General features: G+C 35.8%; 4 protein-coding genes and 1 pseudogene. All 5 read right to left on the reverse strand.

All coding sequences use genetic code 11. The features are described 5' to 3' along the window. Positions 1–753 precede the first annotated feature (753 nt). Entirely contained in the window at positions 754–1,302 is a 549-nt protein-coding gene (locus tag JMY02_RS13405) for a hypothetical protein (protein WP_201599152.1), read from the reverse strand. Positions 1,303–1,839: 537 nt separating this feature from the next. Continuing rightward, positions 1,840–2,142, reverse strand: a complete 303-nt coding sequence (locus JMY02_RS13410; protein WP_201599153.1) for a hypothetical protein — start codon at positions 2,140–2,142, stop codon at positions 1,840–1,842. After that, a complete protein-coding gene (locus JMY02_RS13415) occupies positions 2,127–2,759 on the reverse strand; it encodes a hypothetical protein (protein ID WP_201599154.1) in 633 nt (210 codons plus the stop codon). Before JMY02_RS13415 ends, JMY02_RS13410 begins: the two co-directional genes overlap by 16 nt. Positions 2,760–2,851: 92 nt before the next feature. Continuing rightward, positions 2,852–3,244, reverse strand: coding sequence for a pentapeptide repeat-containing protein (locus tag JMY02_RS13815; protein WP_201599155.1), 393 nt, complete (start codon positions 3,242–3,244; stop codon positions 2,852–2,854). Continuing rightward, positions 3,241–3,979: pseudogene (locus JMY02_RS13425) on the reverse strand (hypothetical protein); the annotation flags it as partial. The pseudogene JMY02_RS13425 and the gene JMY02_RS13815, both read right to left, overlap by 4 nt.

The following is a 3,979-nucleotide window of genomic DNA, read 5'->3' on the forward strand; positions in this document are numbered from 1 at the left end:
TAAGTTTTTCTCTATCGTTATTGACCTGAACTATGATCGTAAGTCGCTATAATAGACTTTGCTATACCCTTGACAAAAGTAAACCTCAACTATGCTAAGTTATAGTTCAGGTTTATTGGGGTTAAGATACTTAAATGATAACTACAATGGATATGTTGCAAAATAGCTACCTCCTCAGCTTTCTTAAACTAATGCTCAAAGGCTAGCGATGACTTATAAAATCGGTCTAATATTTAGTAAAAAATCTGTATATTTAAATATAAATTGTAAAATAGAAAAACCAATGATATTACGGAAATTATTTTCACTATATTTAATTCTACTAGCATACCTTTACTTAGAGGCTTGCAGACAAAATATTTATATGGTTTCTTGGGATTGTAATAAAACTCTATTTTATTGATTTTACCAAAGAAATCTTCTGCTGTATCAGCATAAGATGTAAAAAATCTTGAATCGTAAATAAAGCTACCTTGAAAGTTTTTATTACCAACACTATATTCGAAAAATATTTTTGGAATAATAACACTTGCTGCATAACCTTTAGTCACGAAAGCGCTCTCAACTGCTTTATAGGTTAAATTCTGAGATTCTTTTTTTTTCCAGTATAGACTAACAATCCATTTAATTATAATATTTTTCATTGGAATAAGTAGTAGTATTTGAAGAAGAACAGATGATAATAGGCTGTTGTCCCTGACTGATGTAATGAGTAATATCGAAAAAAATACAATGTATATTGATTTCCTCATATTAACTTTCTCTTCTAGTACAAAGCTGATTAGAAATCTGTGTTGTTGCAAAAACGAAGAATGCATCAAGAGCGATAATTATACCTATATATATAAGTAGACCCCACCCAGTAAAGGCTAGAGCGACAAGAACTCTCTCTAGAGCTAATTGCATCAATATATACATTCCTGTCATCATATAAGCCACCGTTTTTTCAGCACAATCACTTGGGATACTAGCTAGGGTAATCAGAATTCTTGCAATACCAATATGTTTGCCTATTCTACCTAAAAATTTAGCTACATTATCAGAACCTCCAATTTTTGCTAAATTCTCCACATAGCCAGAAAAATTACCTGCAACCATAGACATATAAGATAAAAAATTCCAAGTATTTGAGCTTACTTCAATTTGTCCACCATCAAGCCCGCCACCAATCATATACGCCCCAGCGCCTGTATTCGGATCCAAGATAGTATAACCAGTACCTGACCAGCCATTAAGCGTGATTTGAGTATCATGCACTGTCACTGTCTTACCTGCATTCACGCCGTTACGGATATCGGTCATCACCACATCGCTATGATTGAGCTTAGGTAATACCTCAGCATAGTTAGTTTTGTTGAGAGTGTAAATCGTTTGCCCTTTCTGCGCTGCTAGACTCAATGCCTTAGTCGCACTGATACCATCGGCTTCCTTTTCTGGCGTATCAGGGTTTTCAAACAGTTGCTCAGGAACTCACAGCCGAGCACAGCTTGACTCTTGCGCTCGGACAAGGGTCTCCCAGATCCTTGTTATATCCTCGCTCATCATTTAAGCTATAGCTTGGGCCGCTTGAGAGGTTATAGGCTGTGAGTTTTTCTCTGTCATTATTAACTTCCACCTTGGTATGCAGGATCTTGTCAATATCCATGACCACGCCACCCATTTTTACAGCAAATGGCAGACCATAGCGAGTTACTGGCGTTAAGTTATTTGAGAATGTACCGTAGGTTAAGTAAGAGTACTGTAAAAAACATAAATTTATAATCTAAAAAATAATAAAATCGCAAAGACTGAACAATTTTTTTATTAGATGCTAGTCCAATCAAGTGAAGAAAAGCTCAGCTATTTCTGACACCTGACTGCTGGTTTTAAAGGTATAGTTATACCTGCAAGAAACCATACTACAAGAATAACTGGGATGATAAAGTATAATGCTTTCGAACTATTTCCTATTATCAGAGCTATAGGAACTCCTAATAACACTGCTTTAATAGCCCATGGCATTAACTTGCCTTCATCAATCAATTCATAACCACAATTTGGGCAAGGCAAACGTTTATCACCTATATTCTTAATTTGAAAAACTAATATAAATCTGTTTCGTAATTTATAGTCACAGACTGGACACTTTAGTTCACGCGACATGCTATCTCCCTAAATTGACTACTCATATATCCTACTACTAGTGCACCAATTATTGAAATTAAAACGCCTACTAGGAATATACTAGTTACAAAGGCTATGACAGAAAATATAGCAGTTGCACATATTATAGGAATCATTAAAATCGCCGCAGTGACAGGATCGCAATCCCTAAACATAAGAAAAGCATTAGTAATAATTGATGTTACAAAATTTATAGTTGCTGTAGCAGCGTAAAAACCTAAGCTAATAACTCTATGTATAAAACCAGCCGTTGCATCTGCTAAAGTAGTCAAAGTCAAGGTTAGCCATCCTGTGACAGAACTTATAAAATCACTAAAACCTCCATCAAGACCACCGCCTATCATATACGCCCCAGCGCCTGAATTAGGATCTAATATAGTATAACCAGTACCCAACCAACTATAAAACCTAATCTGTGTATCATGAACCGTTACCGTTTTACCTGCATTAACTCCGTTACGAATATCCGTCATCACCATATCGCTGTGGTTCAGCTTTGGTAGTATCTCAGCATAGTTGGCTTTAGTCACTGTATAGATAGTCTGTCCTTGCTGGGCGGCGAGGCTAAGCGCTTTTGTCGCACTGATACCATTCACTTCTCTCTATTATTGTCTACTTCTAATAAGAATAAACCTGAATCATGCTCAGTCATGGTTCAGGTTTTGTGTGTGTCTCATAATTAGACAATTTATTTATTGTTGACAGCACTCTGCATATCATCACCGTTGATAATAGCGAGATGCATTTTGGTACTTAAAAATGAGCATTTATTCCATATGCTATTCTCGAAAGTGACAGAATAAAACCTTGCGTTATCAAAAATACAATTATTAAAAGTTGTATTCTCTGAATATATATTGATAAAACCTGAACCCGAAAAGTCACAGTTGATAAATGTTGCGTCAGTAAAAACAGCGTTTCTCAGTTCAGAGTTGCTTATATTACTATTACGTATTGTCATATTTTCAAAACTGATTCTATGTAAATCCATATTGGACAGATATAAACCTTCATCTGTATCAAAATATAAAGATTTCTCAGTACAGTTATCGCTGTTATCAATATACTTTAAAGTGATCATTTATTTCCCCAATCTAATATATCTATCTTAATATCCCTGATAGGATACGCCAGTGGTATCTGACTTGGTGCAACGTTACCAGCTACTTTTGATACTTCTGACTTACAAAGCTTCCCTGTAACAAATCTATGGTTACCATCAACAATTATATTTCCATCAACTTTTATCGGAGGAATATTCTTTTCACCATTTTCGAATCTTTCAACATATCTCTGGATAGCAGGTAAAGATACACTTTTCTGAAGAGTTAGTTCGGTTGTGGGCCTTAAAACTGCCCTTATATTAGTCTCATTTGCGAATAAACATTGAGATTTACAGTCACTGTTAGCATTCAAAGTATTTGCGTTAGCAGATGCAGGTAGTATCGCGATTAATGCTAATATTGCGGGTGCCACTACAGGCGTTGCTCCTCCCAAGCTAGCTGCTTCAGTACTCAGCAGTAAAGCAATTATTACTGCTATCCCAATAGCTACTGCAATGTTAATTACCAACTCTCTGTTGCATCTAAAGAATTTGTTTATTTGAATGATAGATAGCTTTACAACATGAGCAACTGTTGCCAGGTGTCCAATTAATATTTCGGTTTCATTATCAATAAATCCAAAGTTCGGCATCAAAGCAGTAAAAGAAAATCCTATATCACGACTATCTTTAATTACAGTAAAACCTCCATCAAGCCCGCCACCAATCATATACGCCCCAGCACCTGACTCTGGATCTAAGATGGTATAGCCT

Source organism: Psychrobacter vallis, from assembly GCF_904846715.1.
Taxonomy (GTDB): domain Bacteria; phylum Pseudomonadota; class Gammaproteobacteria; order Pseudomonadales; family Moraxellaceae; genus Psychrobacter; species Psychrobacter vallis.